Here is a 21,122-nt window from a genome sequence, read left to right as displayed (position 1 = left end):
AAATTCCGCACTAATATACTTAAAATTGCTGACCAATTATAAAGTGAGTTTGCCAACCGCTTGGTTGAATCGCCCCTGGGATAGGATCAAATCCATATCCGAAATCAATTCCCAATAAACCAAAAGCGGGCATAAATACTCTTAATCCTACCCCGGCCGAACGACTTAAATCAAACGGTCGATAATCTGAAAATTGTGCATAAGAGGAACCTGCTTCCGCAAAAGTTAATGCGTATATGGATGCCGATGCTTTTAATGTTATAGGATAACGTAATTCTAATGAAAATTTGTTGTAAATGGTGGCTCCATACGCTTCTCCATTTTCGTTTGCGGGTGTTAAGGAATCATTTTCGTATCCTCTTAACTGGATGTTTTGTCTTCCGTCTATTGAGCTTCCGGCCATACCGTCTCCTCCCATATAATATCTTTCAAATGGAATAACCCCTCTGTCTTGATTGTAAGCGCCTAAAAATCCAAATTGCATTAATGTGCGTAATACCAGTTTTTTATATACTGATGTAAACCAATCTCCTGTAAACTGCACTTTGTAATACTCTAACCATTTGTATTTTTCTTGGTCTACTTTTGCTGGATCGGCAGCCGCATCTTGATATTTGTCAGGATCTACTTTATTTGGCACTCCTGTGCCACTATTTGGTAATTTATCAAGATAATCTCCTGCATTTACAACTCGGTCATTATCATCTACATATGAGGTGCCATTATAGACGTATTTGTATTTTTCTTGATCTCCTAATGTTGCATAATCGATTCCGTTAAATAGAGAATACGGAAGTGTAAACTCTCCTACAACACCAAATTCCGAACCGTATGTTGGGAATATAGGGTTTATACCTTTACTGTTTCTTGTTAGACCTACGGTATACGATAAGTTTCTTGATTGCCCATTAGCGAATGTAAATAAACCATAAAGATAATTATGTAGATCGTATTGTTGGTAACTTACGGATTGAGAAAGTACAAAATTGTCGTCTGGAACGGTTAATCTTTTTGCTATTCCTACAGATAACGTTGTGATGTTAATGTATTTAGATTTATCTACCCTCTGAGTTTGATAATTGGAATTATATTGCTGACTAAAGGCAAAAGATGAGTTGAATTGAACGGGTCTTTTACCTCCAAACCAAGGCTCAGAAAACGATAAGCTATAGGTTTTGTAGTAAGAACTCGCTTGTAATCGTAAAGCAACTTTTTGTCCATCTCCCATCGGTAGTGGTTTGTAGGCATCTTTGTTAAATAAATTTCTTGCCGAAAAGTTATTAAAGGACAGTCCCAAGGTTCCTACGAAACCACCACCGCCGTAACCTCCTTGTAGCTCTATTTGGCTCGCTCCTTTTTCTACAAGATTGTATTCAATATCTACCGTGCCAGCTGCAGAATCTACATTTTTGAATTTTGGATCAATTTTTTCAGGATCAAAAAATCCTAATTGTCCAATTTCTCTAATAGTTCTTACAAGTTCTGCTTTATTGTATTTCTCGCCTGGATGAGTTCTCAATTCTCGGTAAATAACTTCATCATTTGTTTTGTCATTTCCTACTACAGTTATTTTGTTAAAATAAGCTATAGGACCTTCCGTTACTCGTATTTCAAAGTCAATGGTGTTGTCTACCGTTTTGGTCTCTACTGCATTTATGGTCGAAAATAAGTATCCGTTATTTTGGTATAAATTGGTAATATCATCTCCATCTGGTTTAGATTTGTCTGCGATTCTTTCTTGTAACAGTACTCCATTATAGGTGTCTCCAGATCGAATACCTAACATACTGCTTAATCCTTGATCTGAATAGACTGTGTTACCTATGAATTTAATGTTTCCAAAATAGTATTTTTGCCCCTCTTCTACGTTGATTTTAATGTATAATGCGTTTTTTTCTTTATTGTAGGAAACAGAATCTTTTTTAATTCGGGCATCTCTATATCCGATTTTTTTGTAATCGCTTACTATCGATTCTAAATCTTCCTGATATTTGTCTTCAATATATTTAGACCTTTTTAATACGTGGAAAAAACTTTGCTTTTTTGTATTTTTCATTGAGGTAAGGAGTTTGCTGTCATTTATTTCCTTGTTGCCTTCAATTTCAATATTATAAATTTTTACTTTTTCTCCTTTGTCTACATTCACAAGCATGTTAACTTCATTTGCTGTAGCAGTGTCTTTAGTTGTAGTTATGAATACTTTGGCATTAAAAAAGCCATCTTTTTTATATTGTTTTTCAATGTAGTTTTTTGTGGTTGTAACTAAATTTTCGGTTACAATTTTGCCTTTAGCAAGCCCGTTTTCTTTAATATAAGTTTCTGATTTGCTTTTTGTGACACCAACAATTTTGACTTCATTGATTTTTGGTAATTCCTTGATGTTTAAATCGAGGTATATACTGTCGTTCTGTATTCTGTTTACATAAAATGTAATTTCATCAAAAAGACCAAGCTTTCCTAGTTTTTTAATGGCACTGCTGATTTGTTCTCCTGGAACAGTGATTTCTTGCCCTTTTTCAAGGCCCGTAAAAGTGACAACTGTTTGTGGGTTAAAGCTGATATCGCCTATTACGGCAACATCTGCTAATATGTATTTTTTTCCTTGGTCAAATGGGACTCTTTCTTGTGCTTTAATCTGACTAAAGGTTCCTAAAATAAAAAAGGTAAGGACTAATTTTATGCTTTTATTTAACACTAAATAATTATTTAATTTGTTCACTTGTTTTTCCAAATCGACGTTCTCTTTTTTGATAGCTAATGATGGCCTCATGTAAATCCTTTTGTTTAAAGTCGGGCCATAATACATCAGTAAAATATAATTCTGCGTAAGCTATTTGCCATAACAAGAAATTACTTATCCTGTGTTCTCCACTGGTTCTTATTAATAAATCTACATCCGGTAAATTATGCGTGTAAAGATGCTCATTTATAATTGAATCGTCAATAGTGTCTATTGAAATTATATTATTTTTAACTTTCTCGCTTATTATTTTTACAAGGTTGACTATTTCTTCCCTAGATCCGTAGCTTAGCGCTAGTGTCAGGGTCATTTTTGTGTTGTCTTTTGTCTTATTAATTACGTCTTGTAGTTCTTTTTGAGCGTTTTTTGGTAATTTTTCTAAATTTCCAATGGCGTTCATTCGGATGTTATTTTCTAGTAACGTTGGAAGTTCTTTTTTCAATGAATTAATAAGAACTTTCATTAAGGTATCTACTTCTAGTTTTGGTCTGTTCCAGTTTTCAGTAGAGAATGCGTACAGTGTTAGGAATCCTATCCCTAAATCCGAGCATTCTTTTATGATTTTTTTTACAGATTTTGAGCCACTTTCATGTCCAAGTGCTCTTAAAAAACCTTTTTGTTTTGCCCATCGACCATTTCCGTCCATGATAATGGCCAGATGATTGGGTAGATTGTCTGTGTTTATTTTGTCTTTTAACATTTTTTTATTCGCTGCAATAACATTGTTTTTCTCCAAAGGTGTACGTCAAAGTTGCCCCCGAAAAAACATACCAATCATTATTATTTATATTGCCAAATTTAGGCAAACTTTCGTTGCTGGGATTGCTCCCGTCTATATTGTCTGTAAATGTATATCTAGCACCAACTTCTAAGCCTAAAATCAAGCTACGGGAAATGTTTGATTTTATTCCTACAGTCATAGGTATTGCTATTGAAGTTGATATTCCGTTTGTTTCTATTGTATTACCTGATAAATATTTACCGTCAAATAAAAAATAGCTCAAGCCAGAATAAACATAAGGTGTAACTTTTGGCTTGTCATTATGTAAATTGAAATCAAAAAAATTAAATTCAATCCCTGCAGACAATTCCTTTATGTTGTTTACAAAACTATAGCCTCTATTGTATCTGCCCGCTTCTTCTGAATCCCTGTCATCGGAAGAAATCTGAGACTGAGTATATGAGAGTCTATAGGAGTGTCTTGGGCTTTTATTCCATTTGTATAGAATTCCAAAGGCGGGTTCGTTAGGGTAAATGTAATTTGTCAGGCCAACATCTCCTACATAGTTACTTCCGCCAAGAAAAACACCTACCTCATGAATTTGGGCATGGTTAATTGTGTAGGCAAAAAAACACAAAAAAGAAATGAAGATTTTGTTCATAAAAATAAAAATTGCGTGCAAATATAATAATTATCAATAGGAATCAATACCCATTGTGAGAATAGTACATTTTTTTAAGAAGGTGATGGTCTAAGTAATGGGTTTTAATGACTGTAAACGAAGAAGTGGGTACTATTCGTATATAAATTGATTTAATTTCTTCTGTCTTCTCCCCAAAGTAATTTTGTTCTTAGGGTTTTTAAAAATGTTTCTTCTGGAATTTCTACCATATTGATCTGGAAAGAGGTTTTTTTTATGGTTAGAATCGAATCGTTTTTAACGGTCTTTAATCTAGAATCTAACGAAACCAAGTATTGGTCTTCTCTACCGGATACTTTTAGCCTGATTTCGGTTTCATCTGGAACAACAAGCGGTCTGGCATTTAGGTTATGAGGAGCTATCGGTGTAATGACTAGGCTTTTTACATCTGGAGTTAAAATTGGACCGCCACAACTCAACGAATAGCCTGTAGATCCTGTTGGAGTAGCTATAATTAAGCCGTCTGCCCAATAGGAGTTCAAAAACTCGTCGTTTAAATAGGTTTCTATCGTGATCATCGATGTGGTGTCTTTTCGGCTCACTGATATTTCATTCATGGCAAAATCAAGTTCATCAATAGCTTCGTTATCTGGCGAACAGGATAAACTCAACAAGGTTCTTTTTGAGATTGTGTATTTTTTATCGATAACGAATTGCATGAATTCGGCAATGTTTTCTTTTTGTACAGTAGCCAAGAATCCTAATCTTCCGGCATTTATTCCTAACAAAGGAACGCCTGAGTTACGAACAAGGGTTATGGCTCTTAAAATGGTGCCGTCTCCTCCGATGCTGATCAACATGTCAAAACTTTTGTCCAATTCTGTGTGAGAAGAAAAAGTTTTGTATTCTTTTTTTACAATGTTTTTCTCGTGCAACATTTTTAAGAAATCGGATTCAATAACCATTTCCACATTATTATTTTTGAAAAACACAAAAATGTCTTTAATGATGGGTTCTGTGCTTACTAAATAATATTGACCGTAAATAGCTACTTTCATTTTGTTGTTGAATCTGTTGGTTTATTTTGTTTTTGTTTTTAAAATCTATAGGAACAGTTACATGTTCAGGTATTTGTCTAGATAATCTGAACGTTCTTTTAAATTATTGATATAATTGTCTTCATGATGATCGGAGATGATTTCGTAACTATACCTTCTGAAAGTCTGAATAATATCATTCAAAGAGCCTAAATTAATTTTCATGGTTACTTGAACAGTGTTTATGTCAGATTCTGAAATGAAAAGACCTAAAAGTTTGCCGTTGTTACTTTCGACAATTTGCACGATTTGACTCATCGAGTAATCAACTGTGTTTTTCTTGACGATTATAATGGAACCTTGCTCTTTTAGAAATGGGGTTTCATGAAAAAATTTAATGATGTCTTCAATTTCATAATACCCAATATATTTATTGCTTTCATCCAAAATAGGTACTAGGTTGGTGTGGTTCTTTGCGAAAATTTCCAATACATCCAACCAAATCATATTGGATCTGACAAAAAAATGTTCCAGCGTAAATTTATAATCGAGTATTTTTTTGTCACTGTCAAAAGTTTCTATATCATCAGCAGCAATACTTCCAATGTAGATTCCCTCTTCTATAACTGGAAAATGGGAGAAGTTTAAATCATCAAAAAAGTCTCGAACAGCACCAATAGTTTCATGGCCGTCAATTGCTTTGTAGTCGTTTGTAATATAGTCTTTAATATCTGTCATAAATCTATCCTCAATAATTGACGCAAAATAATCAAAAATATACAGAATCTGCTACCTTTTACTTTGTATTTTTGTCAAAATAAATTTAAAAATTACTCTTTTAATTCCTGTTTCTATGACAAAATTAAGCGTTAATATAAATAAAATTGCCACTTTGCGTAATGCGCGTGGTGGAAATGTGCCTGATTTACTTAAAGTGGCCACTGATATCCAGAAATTTGGTGGGCAAGGAATCACTATTCATCCACGTCCAGACGAAAGACACATTCGGTATCAAGATGCCCGAGATTTAAAGTCGATTGTTTATACGGAATATAATATTGAAGGAAATCCAGAAGGGTCTTTTATAGATTTAGTGCTCGAAGTTAAGCCAACGCAAGTAACTTTAGTTCCGGATGCCGTTGATGCCATTACATCAAATGCGGGTTGGGATACCATAAAACATGCTTCGTTTTTGACCGAAATCGTTCAGGAGTTTCAACGAAATGGAATTAGAACATCAATATTTGTTGATCCCGTTTTAGAGATGATAGAAGGAGCTAAAATAATCGGAACCGAAAGAATAGAATTGTACACCGAAGCTTTTGCCCATGAATATGGCTTAGGGAATAAAAAAGGAATTGAGCCTTATGTGGCTTCGGCTGTTTTGGCAAATGAATTAGGATTAGGAATCAATGCGGGTCACGATTTAAGTTTGGATAATATTCAGTTTTTCAATCAAAATATACCAGGACTATTGGAGGTTTCCATTGGACATGCCCTTATTTCTGAAGCGATTTATTTAGGGTTGGAAAATGTGGTAAATATGTATTTGCAAAAATTGAAATAGTTTTATAATATCGATCAATGATTCCAGAATACAGGTTTTAATCTGCAATCTAAAATCTACTCCCGATAATTATCGGCACTAAAATCACACACAATGCTCTACTCAAAAATAGAAGGCTCAGGTAAACCACTATTAATTCTTCACGGCTTTCTTGGAATGTCCGATAATTGGAAATCACTCGGAACTCAATTCGCTGCCGATGGTTTTCAGGTTCATTTGTTAGATTTAAGAAATCATGGACGTAGTTTTCATTCGGAGGAGTTTAGTTATGAACTAATGGCTCAAGATGTGTACGATTATTGTCAAGCCAATCACCTAAATAAAATCAATATTATCGGCCATTCTATGGGCGGTAAAACAGCTATGCTTTTTGCGGCTTTGCATCCAGAATTAGTAGATCAATTAATTGTTGCCGATATTGGACCTAAATTTTATGCGCCACACCATCAGGATATTTTGGCGGGATTAAATGCGGTTGATTTTTCAATCAAACCAAGTCGTAACGATGTGGAAGAAACCATGAAGAATTACATTCCTGATTTTGGAACACGTCAGTTTTTGATGAAAAGCCTATATTGGGCAGAGCCAGGGCAATTGGCGTTCCGATTTAATTTGAGTGTTTTTAACGGTAAAATAAATGAAATTGGTAAAGCATTAGCTCCCAATTTAATTTTTGAAAAGCCAACACTTTTTATTCGTGGAGGGAATTCAAATTATATTTTGGACAGTGATTTTGAAAATATAAAAAATCATTTTCCGAATTCTAAAATTGAAACTATTCCCAATGTAGGGCATTGGCTTCATGCAGAAAACCCAGCTCTGTTTTATGAATTAGTAAGTACTTTTTTAAAATAAAATAAAATGGAATATTATTTTTACTATATTTATTGAAATTTTAAAAGGACATTTCTATGAATTTACTAATTAGAATCATTGTTACGGCAGGATTGGTTTTTGGAATAGCCCATTTTTTGCCGGGTGTTCATGTTGCCGGACCAGCTACGGCAATGGTCGTTGCAATTGTTTTGGGACTGCTTAATATTTTTATAAAGCCTATAATGGTACTGCTAACCTTACCTTTTACAATCGTTACTTTAGGATTGTTTTTATTGGTTGTAAATGCAATAATTATTTTACTTTGTACTAAAATTGTCGGTGGTTTTACTGTTGATACTTTTTGGATTGCAATGATTTTTAGTGTTGTTTTATCCCTTTCCCAGTCTATCATTTTTTCAATTATTGGTAACGATAAGTAGTGTTAAATTAGTTTTAAAGTTAGTGTGTTTATTTCTACATTAAAGCTGAAATGACCTAACTTTGTCTTAAGTTTTTAATCAAATGAATAAAAAAATCTACATATTGCTACTCGCTGTATTTGGTTTCTTATGGATGTCAAGTGTGGCTTTTGCATGTGGGAATAATTATTCAGATAAGGACTCTTGTAAAAAAGAAGTTTCTTCAAAACAAGAAACAAAACATTGTTGTGATACCCATAACAATGCCAATGGAAAACGACACCATGGGTGCGGCGGAAAATGTGGACATTCGAATTGTAATATTCCTGCCGTGCAAATTGCCATTGTTGCTTCTTTTGCAACAGAAATAAATGCTAAAACATTCTTTTTTTATACCAAAAAAGAAAATTTTAATGATCTGAAAACCACAATTTCTTCTGGTTTTAAATCGATTTGGCTCATTCCTAAAATAGGCTAAATTTAATTTTGACAGCCATTGGTGTGTCAAATCGAAAGCAAATCTTGCTTTAAATCCTTTTTTAATCGGCTAACGGAGTTATTTAATTATAGTTTTTTGCTATTATTTGATTATGCTCTAGTCTATTCAATTCAAAATTATTTAAATTTAAAACAAAACGACAATTCACTAAATCGAAAATTTCGACGAAGTCAATTCCTTGTTTATTAAAATCAAAAAAAATGAAAAATTTAATTATCGTATTAAGCGTGTTCTTAACAGTAATTACAGTAGCATCTGCCCAAGTAGACACAAAAAATGAAGCTCAAAAAACAACTTATGCCTGTCCGATGCATCCGGATGAAGTAAGCTTGATCGAAGGCGGATGTAGCAAATGTGGAATGAAAATGGTTATAACCACGGAACGAAAATACAATCCCGCAGTTAAAGGAAGTCAAGCCAGTAGTGAGGTTGTTACAAAATATATCTGTACAATGGATGGAGCAACTTCAGCTAAACCAGGAAAATGTCCTAAATGTGGCATGAAAATGACAAAACAAAAAGTTCAAGAAACGACTTATGCTTGTCCGATGCATCCAGATGAAGTAAGTTTGATCGAAGGCGGATGTAGCAAATGTGGAATGAAAATGGTAAAAACTACCAAGCTCAACCATGATACTGCAGGCAAAGGTCAAAAAACAAGTACAGAAGTTATTACTAAATATGTTTGCACAATGGATGGAGCTACTTCTGATAAGCCAGGAAACTGCCCTAAGTGTGGTATGAAAATGACTGAAAAAGAGAATCTTAAAAAATAATTTCATCATATAAAATTTGAATCTCTTTTTATTCCAATTTAAGGGTCATTACAAATAATTATTTGCGATGAGTTTCTTACAAAGGCAATGATTGATTGAATAGAGTAGCATTCATATTTAAAATAAATTTCAAAAAAATGAAAAATACAATTATAGCCTTACTAATAATGATATTCGGGCTGGTTTCCTGTAACCAAAAAAACAATGAGAAAGCCTCAGAAACAAAAACGCCAACTGAAGACACGACACAAGTGTACGCCTGCCCAATGCATCCTGAAATAACAGGAAAAAAAGGAGATACTTGTTCCAAATGCGGAATGGAATTAACCGAGAAAGTAAAGTAAAAATAGCAATCCTATCAGTCCCGTCCCGATAATTATCGGGAGTTATCGGGACTGATAGGGTTAAAAAACAAATCAGATGGTAGAAAAATTGATATCATTCTCACTGCGAAATCGAGTGGTTGTATTGCTGGTTTCCGCTTGCTTATTTGCTTGGGGAGTTTATAGTGTGCAACAAAATCCCATCGATGCCATTCCTGATTTATCCGAAAATCAAGTTATTGTATTTACGGAATGGATGGGAAGAAGCCCACAAGTAATAGAGGATCAAGTGACCTATCCTTTGGTTTCCAATTTACAAGGGATTCCAAAAGTTAAGAATATTCGAGGCGCATCAATGTTTGGGATGAGTTTTGTTTATATCATTTTTGAAGATAATGTAGATACCTATTGGGCAAGAACCCGTGTAATGGAGAGATTGAATTTTGCACAACGATTGTTGCCACAAAACGTAGTCCCAACATTAGGGCCTGATGGTACGGGAGTGGGACATATTTTTTGGTATCATTTAGAGACTAATGGTATGGATTTGGGAGAACAAAGAGCCTTACAGGATTGGTATGTGAAGTTTGCTCTGCAAACGGTACCCGGTGTGGCCGAAGTAGCTTCGTTTGGTGGTTTTGAAAAGCAATACCAATTGGTTTTAGATCCACTAAAAATGCAGTACTACAAGGTGAGCATGATGGAAGTGATGAATGCCGTCAAAGCGAATAATAATGATGTTGGTGGTCGAAAATTTGAAATGAGTGATATGTCCTATATAATAAGAGGTTTAGGATATGTAAAAAATATAAAGGATGTAGAAAACATTGCAATTAAGGATTACAACGCTGTTCCTGTTACCGTAAAAGATATAGGTTCCTTACAAATGGGGGGAGATTTGAGGTTAGGAATTTTTGATGAAAATGGTACAGGCGAAGTGGTTGGAGGAATTGTGGTTATGCGATATGGCGAAAATGCCGATAAAGTAATAAAAGCGGTCAAATTAAAAATGAAGGAAGTCGAAAAAGGGTTGCCCGAAGGCGTAACTTTTAAAACCTCCTATGACAGAAGTGAATTGATTGAAAAAGCGATCGAATCAGTAAGAGGGACCTTAATCGAGGAAATGATTGCCGTTTCTATAGTGGTATTGTTTTTTCTTTTCCATTGGCGAAGTGCTTTAATTATCCTGATACAATTACCAATTTCCGTAGCGGTAGGATTTATTTTGCTGGAGGCATTTGGAATATCTTCCAATATTATGTCATTAACCGGAATTGCGCTTGCCATTGGGGTAGTGGTAGATGACGGGATTGTAATGGTCGAAAATGCCTATAGAACCATTTCGGAGAAACAGGAGGAAATGGATAATAACCAACAACCGACTTAAAATGACAAATAAAATAAAAAATATATTCAAAAAGGAACACGACCCATTATCGACTGAAGAACGATTAAAACTTATCGAAAGTTCTTCAAAATTGGTTGGGCCAGGTGTTTTTTATTCTACAATAATTGTAATTACTTCTTTTTTGCCTGTGTTCCTTCTTACAGGAATGGAAGGTAAATTGTTTAGCCCTTTGGCATGGACCAAATCGTTTATACTGATAGTCGATGCTTTTTTGGCGATTACGCTAACTCCTGTTTTAATTAGTTTTTTGTTGAAAGGGAAACTACGCCCAGAAAACAAGAATCCCATTAATAGAAAATTAGAAAGTTTTTACACGCCCATTTTGATTTTTTGTTTAAAATGGAGAAAAACAGTATTAGGAATTAATGTCATTGCGCTATTGATAGGAGTCTTGATGTTTACTCGCTTGGGTTCGGAATTTATGCCTCCGTTAGACGAAGGCTCTGTTTTATTCATGCCCGTTACCTTGCCCGATGTTTCCAATTCTGAAGTAAAGAGAATTTTGCAAGTACAGGACAAACTCATCAAATCGATACCCGAAGTGGTTCATGTTTTGGGGAAAGCCGGACGAGCCAATACCGCTACGGATAATAGTCCGATAAGTATGATAGAAACAATTATTTTGTTGAAACCAAGACAGGAGTGGAGGGAAGGGATAACCAAGAACGATATTGTCACGGAAATTAATAATAAACTGCAAATTCCGGGAGTGACAAATGGTTTTACACAACCGATTATCAATCGCATCAATATGCTTTCTACAGGTATTAGAACGGATGTAGGGATTAAAATCTACGGAGCTAGTTTGGATACTATAAATGTTTTGTCCCAAAAAATAAAAAAAGCTCTTGAAGGTACTTCTGGGGTAAAAGATTTATATGCAGAACCCATTACGGGAGGGAAGTATATTGATATTGAGGCAAAACGGGAAGTTATTGGTAGATATGGACTCACCATAGATGATATCAACAATGTCGTGGAAGCGGCTATTGGGGGGATGAAACTAACCACAACTATTGAAGGTAGACAACGATTCTCTGTAAACGCAAGATACGCACAAGAGTATCGAAATAGTATAGAAGCTTTGAAAAAGATACAAGTACAAACAATGGAATTTGGTCCTATCCCATTAGAAACGGTTGCCGATGTTAAAATAAGTGACGGACCACCTATGATAAATAGTGAAAATGCAATGCTTCGTGGGAGTGTTTTATTTAATGTTCGAGATCGGGATTTAGGAAGTACCGTAAAAGAAACACAGGAAAAACTCGATGCCATGATGACCAAAATGCCTAAAGGCTATTATGTGGAATGGAGCGGACAATGGGAAAATCAAATTAGAGCCAATAAAACATTGAGTTTGATATTGCCCATCGTTATCATTATTATATTCCTGGTTTTATATTTCACCTACCATTCCATGAAGGAAGCTATAATCACAATGATAACGGTTCCGTTTGCTTTGATAGGAGGAGTGTTTTTGGTTTATTTTTATGGAATTAATTTATCCGTTGCCGTTGCCGTTGGGTTTATTGCCTTGTTTGGGATGGCGATTGAAACGGCAATGTTAATGACCATCTATTTGAATGAAGCTATGAACAAGATGGTAGCAAAACACGGCAATAGTTCAGAAACCATAACTGAAGCTATTTTGAGAGACTACATTATTGATGGTTCAGCCAAAAGATTGCGTCCAAAATTAATGACGGTTTCGGTGTCATTATTTGGGTTAATACCCATACTTTGGGCAACGGGAACAGGGGCAGATGTGATGCTCCCAATTACCGTTCCGCTTATTGGGGGAACCATTACCTCGACAATTTATGTATTATTAGTAACTCCAATTGTTTTCGAAATATCCAAACTTCGGGAATTAAAAACAAAAGGAAAAATAGAACTTATAGATGTCAAAGAATAATTATTTTCTCGTTATAAGTGTTTTGATTTTAAGCGTTATAAATGGTAATGCTCAAACACTTTCGTTGGATGCTATCTTGAGTACGATCAAGGAAAATAATCCGCAATTAAAAATGTACGATGCCGATATTCAAAGCATGGATGCTGCTGCAAAAGGAGCAAAAAGCTGGATGCCTCCCCAAGTGGAAACCGGTTTTTTTATGACACCCTATAATGCAAAACTCTGGAAAGCTGATGAAATGTCATCCGGGATGGGTTCCTATATGCTAGGCGTTACCCAAATGATACCCAATACCAGAAAACTAAAAGCCGATTCTAACTATATGAATGCAATGTCTTCTGTGGAAACAGAAAACAAAAATTACACCATCAATCAATTGAATGCCGTTGCCAAAACCAATTATTATCAATGGCAAGTTGCGTTAAAAAAAGTTAAAATAGCTAATGAAAATTTGTCGCTTTTAAGCTATATGATTAAAAGTATGGAAATTAGGTATCAATACAACATGGATAAATTGCCCACTTATTATAAAGCAAAATCCCAATTTAGCGCCTTGCAAAGTATGATTGTGATGCTGGAAAATGACATCTCTAAAAGTAAATTTATATTGAATTCATTGATGGCAAGGGATAAATACACTTCGTTTGAGATTGATACGATCTATAAATTCAAAGAATACAGCTTGACGGAAATGGATACCGCGAAACTTTCACAAAACAGAAGCGACATTAAAGCCATTGAAAAAACAATGGAAATCAATCGGTTGAAAGTGGAAGTGGAAAAAGCAAAACAATTGCCGGAATTCGGAATTAAATATGACAATATGTTTGCTTTTGGCAATCAGCCGCAACAGTTTAATTTAATGGGAATGATCACAATTCCCATGCCGTGGTCAACCAAAATGAATAAAGCCAATATCAATAGTTTTCAAATTAAAAATGAAAGCCTGAATTGGCAAAAGCAAATGATTTTGAACGAGACAACCGGAATGATTATGGGAATGAACTCCGAGTTGACTAATTTGAAAAAACAATATGAAATTGCCAATAAACATATTATTCCGGCTTTGCGAAAAAATTATGATACGTCAATAATAGCGTGGCAAAATAACACGGGAGATTTATTTGCGGTTCTCGATGCTTGGGAAGCCTTGAATATGGCTCAAATTGAGGCGTTGGAAAAACTGCAAAGTATTTTGGCAACACAAGTAGAAATTGAAAAACAACTAGAAACGAACTAATGATAACCCGTTGGGTATAATTCTGTTTAAATAAAAAACAAACCACATAGATGCATAGATTTACAACTAATAATTAAAGAAAGAATAGAAAATAGCACTATTTTTCACATAGATTGACTATGTGAAAAGTAAAACATCTATCAAACTCTTTTTAAAAACTATAAATTCTATGCTTCTATGTGGTTAAAAAACATTTACACCCAACAGGTTAATGATAAAATGAGCATAATCGTAAATTGGTCTTAAATACCAATGACGATACGCGAATTACATTTGACCAATAAAAAGTAATAAATATAACAAATGAATAACTATTTAAAATATGGGTTGGTTTTTATAGGGATTTTGGTTGTTGGAACTGCAATCTATTTCTTTGCCTTGCCATCAGATAATCATTCTGTAAGCGAGCATCAAGATGCCGTTTACACCTGTTCGATGCATCCCGAAATTAGAAGTGACAAACCCGGTAAATGTCCTATATGCGGAATGACTTTGGTAAAAAAGGTAATAGAAAGTCATGTTGTAGAAAATCAATCTATTGACAATCTTTTGAAACCGACCGATAATTTTGTTATCGGGAATTACCAGACCACAACCGCAGTAGACACCACAATTAACAGCGAAATAAAATTACCCGGTATTGTGGCTTATGATCCAAATTCAGCTGTGAATATTGCCGCTCGAATAAGCGGAAGAATAGAAAAAATGTATGTTCATTATAAGTTTCAGAGAATAAATAAAGGACAGAAACTCTTTGATTTATATAGTCCGGAATTATTGACCGAACAGCAAAATTTTATTTATTTAATTTCTAATGATGTCGATAATGTGTCGATTATTAAAGCGTCAAAACAAAAACTACTACTTTATGGAATGACAGAAAGCCAGATCAATGCATTGTCCTCTTCCAGAAAAGTAAATCCTCGAATCAGTATTTATAGCCCAGCTCATGGAATTGTTGCAGGAACGGAAAAAATGGAAAATACGAGTGCTCCTGAAATGTCAAATGTGGGCAACAACACCGAAGCATTAAATATAAAAGAAGGGAGTTATGTGAAAAAGGGAGAGACAGTTTTTAAACTGCTGAATACTGATGCTGTATGGGGTGTTTTTAATATTATTCAAGGTTACAATAGTCTAATAAAAATAAACGAATCAATAGTCATTACTTCAGAATTGGATAAAAATGATAGCTTTAATGCAAAAATAAATTTCATAGAAACGCAATTTAATGCAACAGACAAATCCAACAGAATTCGGGTTTATTTGAATAACAGTACGTTGAAGTGGCCAATTGGTTTGAGATTGCAGGGCATTGTAGAAACAAGTCCAATAAAAGGAATTTGGTTGCAAAAAGAAGCAATGGTAAGTGTTGGAGTCCAAAAAATAGTTTTTATAAAAAAGGAAAATGGATTTAAGGCAATTGCAATAAAAACTGGAAAAGAAATGGATGATTTTGTTCAGATAGTAAATGGTCTTTCTGTGAAAGATACAATTGCTAAAAACGCACAATATCTAATGGATAGTGAGAGCTTTATTAAAACCACAAAAAATCATGAGTAAAAGGATAAAAATAATGGGTCTTTTGTCAATACTGTTTTCGGTATTTATAGCTTGTAATACCAAAAAAGAGGAAGATCATAGCATGCATGAAAAAAAAGAAACAGTTTTCTATACTTGCTCTATGGATCCTCAGATAAAAGAAGATAAACCAGGGAAATGTCCTATTTGTCATATGGAGTTGACTCCCATAAAAAATAATGATAAAGAAACAAACGAAATCAGTTTGAGTAAGCAACAAATACAGTTGGGGAATATTACCACTCAGACTATTGGAACAACCCAAAGTGATTTAGAGCAGAAGTTCACGGGTGTTTTGACAGTTAATCAAGAAAAAATAAATACCCTTTCTACCAGATCAATGGGGCGTATTGAGCGATTGTATTTTAAAACTGTCGGCGATTATGTGAAAAAGAATGATCCCGTTTATCAATTGTACAGTGAGGAAATTGCCATAGCCAAACAAGATTATTTTACGGCATACAAACAACTATCGATGCCTGGTGATTTTGGGAAGAACGCCCAAAATATGTTCCGTGCAGCCAAGCAAAAACTACTTTTTTATGGCTTGTCAAATACGCAAATTGAAAATATAAAAAAGAGTGCAGACGTTTCGCCCTATACTACTTTTCACAGTACGTACAGCGGTACCGTTTTTGAAATAATTGCCACCGAAGGCAGTTATGTCATGGAAGGTTCCGGTCTGATTAAAGTAGCCGATTTAAATACTCTTTGGCTTGAAACGCAGGTAAACATAAACTATGCTAAAACGTTGCGCATTGGTCAAACGGCACAAATATCGTATACTGATTTTCCAGAACAAACAAACCAAGCGAAAGTTACATTCATCAATCCAGAAGTGAATACAGACACGAGACTGCTTCTCATTCGGTTGGAAGTTCCGAATCGAAATTTACAGCTAAAACCGGGAATGCAGGCTGTCGCAAAATTAAAACAGTCCAATATCAAAGGATTGTTTATCCCCATTGATGCGGTAATCCAAGATCAAAATGCATCGTATATTTGGGTAGAAAAACGGCCAGGTGTTTTTGAAAACGTAATGGTGGAAACAGGCGTTGAAATAAACGGAATGATTGAGATTATATCGGAAATAGATCCTTCAAAAAAAGTTGTGATTACTGGAGCTTATGCTATAAACAGTGAATATAAATTCCGAAAAGGTAGCGATCCAATGGAAGGACATAAGATGTAAAATTTTATAAAAACAACAGTATGACCAATTTCAACCCAATCATCCAAAACGAATTGAGTAATGGAAACAAATATCATTAATGATCACACAAGGCAAACAAACTGGTATGTCATAACAGGCGGACCAAGTTCAGGTAAAACGACAACTGTAACCCTGCTTAAAGAAAGAGGGTATGTTACCACGATGGAACACGCCAGACACTTTCTCGATACACAACGCCTGAAAGGAAAAACAATACAGGAGATCAGAAGTAATCAACGGGAATTCCAGTTAGGGGTTTTAGACATGCAGATTGAACAAGAGAATGAAATTTCACCGGATGTTCTGGTGTTTCTTGACCGTGCCATTCCAGATGCACTTGCCTACTATCGTTTTTTAAACCTTCCGGTAGATAAAAAACTGACAGAGGCACTGCGGACAGTCTCCTATAAAAAAGTTTTCATTCTCGATTGTCTTCCTTTGGTAAATGATTATGCAAGGAATGAAAATGTAGAAGCGCAGAAAAAAATCCATGCACTTATTACAGAAGTTTATGAATCCTTGCCTTTCCCAGTTGTACACGTTCCAATACTCCCGACAGCAGAAAGAGTAGATTTTATTTTGAATAATCTTTAATGCAGCTAATAAATGATTGTAATATGGAATTCTACCAACATCATATCGATACTGTCATTAATCAATTCAACAGTAATGCTGAAAATGGTCTAAGCGAAAATACAATCGAAAAGGTTAGGAAAAAGTATGGCACTAATGTACTGAAAGTAGAGAATTCAAAAAATGTTTTTAAAATACTTTTCGGTCAATTCACAAGTCCGCTAGTTCTCATTTTGATTGTTGCATCCTTAGTGGCGTATTACTTAGGGCAGCCACGCGATGGTTCCATACTTTTAATTATTGTAATCTTGAATTCCCTCATTGGTTTCTATCAGGAATGGAAAGCCGAAAATATTCTTGCCTCACTTAAAAAGTTGATTGTAAACAAATGCACGGTTGTAAGAGAAGGTAAAACAATTGAAATTTTTGCAGAAGACCTTGTGCCCGGTGATCTTGTAAAGCTATATGAAGGTGACGGCGTTCCCGCAGACATTCGTTTGCTTTATTCAAATGGCTTTGCTGTAAATGAATTTATTCTCACTGGGGAATCATTGCCTTCAAGCAAAGACCATTTATTTTCTACCGATATAACATTGCCTCTTGCTGAAATAAAAAATTGTGTTTATATGGGAACAACGGTTGCTCGTGGTGAAGCAATCGGTATTGTTTATGCAATCGGGATACAAACGGAAATTGGTAAAATAAGTGCTAGCTCTCAGGAAATTAAGTCTGCAGATTCCCCTGTACAAATTGAAATTGCAGATGTTGCAAAGAAACTGACCTATGTAACTCTATTCGTTGGAGTCTTCCTGTTTGCTACGCGATTATTACTAAATGATTCAATTGCATTGGCACTTGTTTTTTCCGTAAGCGTTGCCGCCGCAATGGTTCCCGAAGGATTACCTGCGCAAATTTCAATGGCACTGGCACTGGCAGTTGGAAGGTTGGCTAAAAGAAAAGCAATAATAAAAAAGATTGTTTCGGCACAAACATTAGGTTCAGCAACTGTCATAGCATCAGACAAAACAGGAACCATTACTAAAAATGAAATGACCATCACGGGGTGTTACTTCAATGGCAAATCCTTTACGGTTTCAGGATTGGGTTACGAACCTCTTGGAAGTATTTCTGACGATCAAAGCAATGTTTTAAAAAAAGATTCTTTAGGAAATTCTAAACTATTTTTTCTTTCTGGATTTCTTTCTTCCACCGGAAAAGTGAGTCCCCCCGATAAATACCATCCTTCTTGGTATTGCATTGGTGATCCTACAGAAGCTGCATTTGCAACGCTCGCATTGAAAGCCGGATTCACATTAGAAGAAATTGAAAAAGAATACCCTTTGATAAAAGCATTTGGATTCGATTCATTTCGTAAAAGAGCTTCGATTATTCGTGGCCATCAAAATAAAATTATTTCTTCTGTCAAAGGCTCTATTGAATCCATATTGCAAAAATCAATAAAAATCATTTCTGACGGAAATATAAATGAATTGACAGATGCACAAAGACAGCAAATGCTGTCTATGTCAGAAACATTTTCTGAAAATGCACTACGGGTAATTGCCATTGCATACAAAGAAATTGAATTTAAAGATGATTATACGATTGACGATGCTGAACAAGGATTAATCTTTGCCGGATTCGTTACTATGTTTGATCCGCCACACGAGGAAGTGAAAGAAGCTATTGAATCTGTTTTCAAGGCACATATGAAAGTCTTTATGATAACAGGAGACAATGAAATAACCGCAAAAGCAATTTCTAAAAATATTGGTTTGATGAATGAAGGCAATGAGTTTCCGAAAATAATTAACGGAACCTCATTACAATCGATGACAGACCAACAACTGACGTCTGTTTTTAAAAATAGGGCAGTGATATTTTCAAGAGTGTCTCCCGATGATAAATTCCGCATAGTGGATCTGCTGATAAAACAGGGTGAAATTGTAGCAGTAACTGGTGATGGTGTAAACGATACGCTTAGTCTAAAGAGAGCCGACATTGGAATTGCAATGGGAAAAAATGGTTCTAAAGTAGCGCAGGAAGCTGCCAATATGATTTTACTGGATGATAATTTTTCCACCATTGTCGTCGCCGTAAAAGAAGGAAGAACCATTTTCTGGAATCTGGAAAAGAATATCAAAATAAATATTACCTGTAACATTGCTGAATTGTCTTGTGTTTTGTTTGGTTTTACAGGAGCTTTCTGGGGTATTGCAACGCCAATATTAGCTGTTCAGATTTTATTGATAGATATGGTGGGTGAATTGTTTCCGTTAATGATGTTGACTTATGACCCACCGGAAAAAAACATCATGGAAAATCCTCCCAGAAACCCGAAAGACAAAATTCTTACCAAAAACACAATGAATGGAATCCTAATCAATGGTCTGATTACAGGGCTAGTAGCTTATTCGGCTTTTTTAGGAGTGTTTTTACATAATCACCATCTTTCAGATCATTACGAAAAGGCAATCACAGTTACTTTTGTTTCCATAATCTTTGGTAATTACGCCAATGTACTTTCGGCAAGAACCGCCGGTAATGTTTTCGGGAAATATTTATTCTCAAACAAAAAACTTTTTATCGGTTTTTTGTTTTCCTTTTCTTGTGTTTTGTTGTTAGTTTACCTGCCATTGTTAAATCTTTATTTTCACACTTCTCCTTTACTGTTGGTAGATTGGCTATTCCCTTTGGCTTCGGGAATAATTTGTCTGACTGTTTTTGAATACCGTAAAAAAACAGAATACAAAAATGTATAATAGGGGTGTTTTTCTTAAAACAAATAAAAAACCATCATTTGCAAGCTAAATAAAAATCGGAGTTATATTGATTGACCAACATTCAAATTGAAAGTCTTATGGTTGAAACGGAGTGAAAATAAACGGGGAGGATTGAAATTATTTCAGAAATAAATCCTTCAAAAAAAGTTGTGATTACCGGAGCTTATGTAATAAACAGAGAATATAAATTCCGAAAAGGCAGCGACCCAATGGAGGGGCATAAGATGTAATGTTGTTTTGTCCCTTTCTCAGTCTATCATCTTTTCAGTTATAGGTAACGATAAATAGTGTTAAATTAGGATGCTTATTTTTGTATTAAAGCTGAAATGACCTAGCTTTGCCCTAACTTTTAATCGAATGAATAAAAAAATCTACATATTAGTACTAGCTGTATTTGGTTTCTTAATGATACCAAGTGCGGTTTTTGCTTGTGGTAATAAACATTCTAATAAAGTTTTTTGTAAAAAAGAAGTCTCTTCAAAACAAGATGCAAAAGATTGTTGTGATTCCCATAATAATCAAAATGGGAAACGACACGATGGCTGTGGCGGAAAATGTGGTCATTCGAATTGCAATATTCCTTCCGTGCAAATTGCCGTTATTGCCCCTTTTGTAGCAGAAATAAATACTAAAGCACTCTTTTTTTATACAAAAAAAGGAGGTTTTGATGATTTGAAAACCACTATTTCTTCCGGTTTTCAATCACTTTGGCTCATTCCTAAAATAGGCTAAATTCAATTTTGACAGCCATTAGTGTGTCAAATTCTAAGCAAATATTGCTTTAAATCTTCATTAATATAAGTTTAAATTGTTCGAACATGGTTTCAATGCTATAGTTTGACTGTTTTTTTACTTATTCATTTAAAAA

19 protein-coding genes are annotated in these 21,122 nt (G+C 34.8%); 14 read left to right on the top strand and 5 right to left on the bottom strand.

What is annotated here, in order from left to right:
• Nucleotides 1-19 precede the first annotated feature (19 nt).
• The 5 genes from DB891_RS05385 to DB891_RS05365 all read right to left on the bottom strand — a co-directional run bounded on the left by DB891_RS05385 (nucleotide 20) and on the right by DB891_RS05365 (nucleotide 5,876).
• On the bottom strand, nucleotides 20-2,770 hold the full coding sequence (locus DB891_RS05385; protein WP_116761364.1) for a BamA/OMP85 family outer membrane protein: 2,751 nt from the start codon (nucleotides 2,768-2,770) through the stop codon (nucleotides 20-22).
• Nucleotides 2,703-3,440, bottom strand: coding sequence for an isoprenyl transferase (locus tag DB891_RS05380; RefSeq protein WP_116761700.1), 738 nt, complete (start codon nucleotides 3,438-3,440; stop codon nucleotides 2,703-2,705). Before DB891_RS05380 ends, DB891_RS05385 begins: the two co-directional genes overlap by 68 nt.
• Before the next feature lie 4 nt (nucleotides 3,441-3,444).
• Entirely contained in the window at nucleotides 3,445-4,122 is a 678-nt protein-coding gene (gene porG / locus DB891_RS05375; RefSeq protein ID WP_116761362.1) for a type IX secretion system protein PorG, read from the bottom strand.
• 152 nt (nucleotides 4,123-4,274) lie between these two features.
• Nucleotides 4,275-5,159 carry an NAD kinase gene (locus tag DB891_RS05370; RefSeq protein WP_116761360.1) on the bottom strand — a complete coding sequence of 295 codons (885 nt, stop codon included), beginning with the start codon at nucleotides 5,157-5,159 and terminating at the stop codon, nucleotides 4,275-4,277.
• 57 nt (nucleotides 5,160-5,216) lie between these two features.
• Nucleotides 5,217-5,876, bottom strand: coding sequence for a CBS domain-containing protein (locus DB891_RS05365; protein WP_116761358.1), 660 nt, complete (start codon nucleotides 5,874-5,876; stop codon nucleotides 5,217-5,219).
• A 115-nt stretch (nucleotides 5,877-5,991) separates the two neighbouring features.
• Between DB891_RS05365 and DB891_RS05360 the strand changes: the two genes are divergently transcribed.
• The 14 genes from DB891_RS05360 (at nucleotide 5,992) to DB891_RS05295 (ending at nucleotide 20,986) form a co-directional block, all read left to right on the top strand.
• Complete coding sequence (locus tag DB891_RS05360; RefSeq protein WP_116761356.1) at nucleotides 5,992-6,705, top strand: pyridoxine 5'-phosphate synthase; 714 nt, start codon at nucleotides 5,992-5,994, stop codon at nucleotides 6,703-6,705.
• 93 nt (nucleotides 6,706-6,798) lie between these two features.
• Nucleotides 6,799-7,560 (top strand): alpha/beta fold hydrolase, encoded by a 762-nt coding sequence (locus DB891_RS05355; protein WP_116761354.1) that lies wholly within the window; start codon nucleotides 6,799-6,801, stop codon nucleotides 7,558-7,560.
• 56 nt (nucleotides 7,561-7,616) lie between these two features.
• Nucleotides 7,617-7,961 carry a phage holin family protein gene (locus DB891_RS05350; protein ID WP_116761352.1) on the top strand — a complete coding sequence of 115 codons (345 nt, stop codon included), beginning with the start codon at nucleotides 7,617-7,619 and terminating at the stop codon, nucleotides 7,959-7,961.
• An 82-nt stretch (nucleotides 7,962-8,043) separates the two neighbouring features.
• Nucleotides 8,044-8,418 carry a hypothetical protein gene (locus tag DB891_RS05345; protein ID WP_116761350.1) on the top strand — a complete coding sequence of 125 codons (375 nt, stop codon included), beginning with the start codon at nucleotides 8,044-8,046 and terminating at the stop codon, nucleotides 8,416-8,418.
• 221 nt (nucleotides 8,419-8,639) lie between these two features.
• The gene (locus tag DB891_RS05340) at nucleotides 8,640-9,215 is read left to right on the top strand and encodes a heavy metal-binding domain-containing protein (protein WP_116761348.1); all 576 of its coding nucleotides are present in this window, start codon (nucleotides 8,640-8,642) and stop codon (nucleotides 9,213-9,215) included.
• 137 nt (nucleotides 9,216-9,352) lie between these two features.
• Nucleotides 9,353-9,559, top strand: a complete 207-nt coding sequence (locus DB891_RS17725; RefSeq protein WP_223256057.1) for a heavy metal-binding domain-containing protein — start codon at nucleotides 9,353-9,355, stop codon at nucleotides 9,557-9,559.
• Nucleotides 9,560-9,635: 76 nt separating this feature from the next.
• Entirely contained in the window at nucleotides 9,636-10,925 is a 1,290-nt protein-coding gene (locus DB891_RS17880) for an efflux RND transporter permease subunit (RefSeq protein WP_116761346.1), read from the top strand.
• A gap of 1 nt (nucleotide 10,926) precedes the next feature.
• Entirely contained in the window at nucleotides 10,927-12,864 is a 1,938-nt protein-coding gene (locus tag DB891_RS17875) for an efflux RND transporter permease subunit (protein WP_262497827.1), read from the top strand.
• Nucleotides 12,851-14,104, top strand: coding sequence for a TolC family protein (locus DB891_RS05320; protein ID WP_116761342.1), 1,254 nt, complete (start codon nucleotides 12,851-12,853; stop codon nucleotides 14,102-14,104). The genes DB891_RS17875 and DB891_RS05320 overlap by 14 nt, the downstream gene beginning before the upstream one ends.
• A gap of 303 nt (nucleotides 14,105-14,407) precedes the next feature.
• A complete protein-coding gene (locus DB891_RS05315) occupies nucleotides 14,408-15,667 on the top strand; it encodes an efflux RND transporter periplasmic adaptor subunit (protein ID WP_116761340.1) in 1,260 nt (419 codons plus the stop codon).
• Nucleotides 15,660-16,877 carry an efflux RND transporter periplasmic adaptor subunit gene (locus tag DB891_RS05310; protein ID WP_116761698.1) on the top strand — a complete coding sequence of 406 codons (1,218 nt, stop codon included), beginning with the start codon at nucleotides 15,660-15,662 and terminating at the stop codon, nucleotides 16,875-16,877. The genes DB891_RS05315 and DB891_RS05310 overlap by 8 nt, the downstream gene beginning before the upstream one ends.
• A 60-nt stretch (nucleotides 16,878-16,937) precedes the next feature.
• The gene (locus tag DB891_RS05305) at nucleotides 16,938-17,492 is read left to right on the top strand and encodes an AAA family ATPase (RefSeq protein ID WP_116761339.1); all 555 of its coding nucleotides are present in this window, start codon (nucleotides 16,938-16,940) and stop codon (nucleotides 17,490-17,492) included.
• Between the two features lie 23 nt (nucleotides 17,493-17,515).
• Nucleotides 17,516-20,233, top strand: a complete 2,718-nt coding sequence (locus tag DB891_RS05300) for a cation-translocating P-type ATPase (protein ID WP_189337103.1) — start codon at nucleotides 17,516-17,518, stop codon at nucleotides 20,231-20,233.
• A gap of 378 nt (nucleotides 20,234-20,611) precedes the next feature.
• Nucleotides 20,612-20,986, top strand: a complete 375-nt coding sequence (locus DB891_RS05295; protein WP_116761335.1) for a hypothetical protein — start codon at nucleotides 20,612-20,614, stop codon at nucleotides 20,984-20,986.
• Nucleotides 20,987-21,122 lie beyond the last annotated feature (136 nt).

It is taken from the genome of Flavobacterium laiguense (assembly GCF_003097655.1).
GTDB lineage: Bacteria > Bacteroidota > Bacteroidia > Flavobacteriales > Flavobacteriaceae > Flavobacterium > Flavobacterium laiguense.
The sequence above is the reverse complement of the archived record's forward strand: the minus strand, read 5'-3'. Positions and strand labels throughout refer to the sequence as shown.